The sequence below is a fragment of the Streptomyces sp. XY431 genome, assembly GCF_001279805.1.
Lineage (GTDB): Bacteria > Actinomycetota > Actinomycetes > Streptomycetales > Streptomycetaceae > Kitasatospora > Kitasatospora purpeofusca.
Window position 1 is genome coordinate 1 of the sequence record NZ_LGDO01000277.1, and the last position, 918, is coordinate 918.

The window sequence follows — 918 nt, forward strand, 5'->3', positions numbered from 1 at the left end:
GCCGCGGGGGGTCGGCCGCGGGGGGTCGGCCGCTGAGTAGGGTTCGCCCATGAACGCGGACCGCACCACCGGGGACCGCACGGGGGGCACCCCCGGCGCCGACAGCCTGACGGCCCTCGCCCTCGGCCTGCTGCGAGGCCCCGGAAGCGAGGCCCGCACCATCCTCGGCCTCGCCGGACCGCCCGCCGCCGGCAAGTCCACCCTGGCCCGGCACCTCGTCGCCGAGGTCGAGCGCCGGGAGGGCCAGGGCAGCGCCGCCTACCTCCCCCTCGACGGCTTCCACCTCTCCGCCGCCCAGCTCGACCGCCTCGGCCTCGGCCACCGCAAGGGCGCACCCGCCACCTTCGACACGCACGGCTACGTCGCCCTGCTGCGCCGGGTCGCCACCGAGCGGTTCCAGGACATCTACGTCCCCGACTTCGACCGGGACCTCGACGAACCGGTGGCCGCCCGCCACGTCGTCCACCCGCGGGCCCGCCTGGTCGTGACCGAGGGCAACTACCTCGCCTCCGCCGACCACCCCTGGCCGGAGGCCCGCCGGCTGCTGCGCGAGCTCTGGTACGTCGAGGCCGACGACGCCGTCCGCGAGGCCCGCCTCCTCGACCGCCACCGCACCGGCGGCCGGGACGAGGCCACCGCCCGCCGCTGGGTCACCGGCAACGATCACCCCAACGGCGAGTACGTGAAGGCCGGCCGCGCCGTCTGCACCCGCATCGTCCGGGCGGACTGTTTGCCTTTGCCTCCGAACGGGCGTAGTGTTCTGTAGTCGCTCGGCAGGGAGCACCGGACACGCATCGGCGCGGACGGTCCCGGGGCGGCCAATCCTCTGAAACACCACCTCTTCCCATTTCGGGCCGAGGCGTGTCGTTATTTCTTTCGATACGTTCCGGCTCAGGGTCTATTCGGTGTGCCTGTTTT

General features: G+C 73.6%; 1 protein-coding gene. It reads left to right on the forward strand.

The features are described 5' to 3' along the window. The first annotated feature begins 49 nt into the window (after nt 1-49). Complete coding sequence (locus ADK60_RS23465; RefSeq protein WP_053648712.1) at nt 50-766, forward strand: nucleoside/nucleotide kinase family protein; 717 nt, start codon at nt 50-52, stop codon at nt 764-766. Nucleotides 767-918 lie beyond the last annotated feature (152 nt).

Coding starts and splice junctions, on each gene's coding strand:
- ADK60_RS23465 (WP_053648712.1), top strand. CDS start 50: ATGAACGCGGACCGCACCACCGGGGACCGCACGGGGGGCACCCCCGGC.